At 77.8% G+C, this 1,686-nt stretch carries 1 protein-coding gene; it reads left to right on the forward strand.

The window, feature by feature from the left end:
- Positions 1–2: 2 nt before the first annotated feature.
- The coding region (locus GL263_RS26075; RefSeq protein ID WP_228456839.1) for a heavy metal translocating P-type ATPase at positions 3–1,686 on the forward strand (1,684 nt) is incomplete at its 3' end.

Here is a 1,686-nt window from a genome sequence, read left to right on the forward strand (position 1 = left end):
CCCTGCGGCAGGGCAGGGCGGGGGTGGACCTGATCGCCGTCCTCGCGCTCGGCGGCACACTCGCGGTGGGCGAGTACCTGGCCGGCGCGCTCATCGCGCTGATGCTCGCCACCGGCCGCACCCTGGAGTCCGCCGCGCAGCGCCGGGCCTCGCACGACCTGCGCGCCCTGCTGGAACACGCCCCCCGCTCGGCGCGCCGCCGCACCGACACCGGGGTGGAGACCGTCGCCCTCGACCGGGTCGCCGCCGGCGACCTGCTGGTGGTGGGCGCAGGCGAGGTCGTGCCCGTCGACGGCCGGGTGGAGAGCACCGAGGCGGTCCTGGACGAGTCGGTCCTGACCGGGGAGTCGCTGCAGGTCGTACGCCCCCGGAACGAGCCGGTCCGCAGCGGCGTGGTCAACGCGGGCGGCGCCTTCGAACTGCGCGCCACCGCCACCGAGGAGGACAGCACCTACGCGGGGATCGTGCGGCTCGCCCGGCAGGCCGGAGCGGAGTCGGCGCCGGTGGTCAGGCTCGCCGACCGGTACGCGGCCTGGTTCCTGCCCCTCTCGCTCCTGGTGGCGGGCGCCGCGTGGCTGGTCAGCGGCGACCCGGTCCGTGCCGTGGCCGTCCTGGTCGTGGCCACGCCCTGCCCGCTCCTGCTGGCCGCGCCGGTCGCCATCGTCTCCGGACTCTCCCGCGCCTCCCGGCTGGGCGTGGTCATCCGCGACGGCGGCGCGCTGGAGAACCTGGGCCGCGCCCGGACCCTCCTGCTCGACAAGACCGGCACCCTCACCGGCGGCCGCCCCCGGGTGCTGGACGTCGCGGCCGCCCCGGACACCACACCCGCGGAGGTGCTGCGCCTCGCCGCCTCCGTCGACCAGTACTCGCCGCACGTCCTCGCCCGGGCGATTGTCGACACCGCCAGGGAACGCGGCCTGGCGCTCCCGGTGCCGACGGATGTGACGGAGGAACCCGGCTGGGGCGCCACCGGCACCGTGGAGGGGCGCCGCGTCTCCGTCGGCCGGGTGGACGCCGCGGCTGGCCGGCCTGCCTGGGCCAGGGCGGTCGAGAACCGGGCGCTCCTCGACGGCGCCGCCGTCGCCTGGCTCACCGTCGACGGGGAACCGGCCGGCGCCGTCCTGCTGCGCGACCCGGTACGGCACGACGCCCCGCGCACCCTGCGCGCCCTGCGCGCGTCCGGTATCAGCCGGCTGCTGATGCTCACCGGCGACCGGGAGGCACCGGCCCGCGAGGTCGCCGCGGTCCTCGGCCTGGACGGCGTACGCGCCGAGCTGACCCCGGCGGGCAAGGTCGCCGCCGTCCGCGAGGAGCGGGAGCGGGCGGTCACCGTCATGGTCGGCGACGGGGTGAACGACGCCCCCGCGCTGGCCACCGCCGACATCGGCGTCGCCATGGGCGCCCACGGCTCCACCGCCTCGTCGGAGGCGGCCGACATCGTGCTGACCACCGACCGGGTCGACCGCCTCGGTGACGCCGTGGTCATCGCCCAGCGCGCCCGCCGCATCGCCGTGCAGAGCGCGGCCGGGGGCATGCTCATGTCGCTGGCCGCGATGGCGGCCGCCGCCTTCGGCCTGCTGCCGCCCGCCGCCGGCGCGCTGCTCCAGGAGGGCATCGACGTCGCCGTGATCCTCAACGCCCTGCGCGCGCTGCGCGTCGACCGGTCCGCCCGCCCGACCCTCACCC

This window comes from Streptomyces durbertensis, from assembly GCF_014156695.1.
GTDB lineage: Bacteria > Actinomycetota > Actinomycetes > Streptomycetales > Streptomycetaceae > Streptomyces > Streptomyces durbertensis.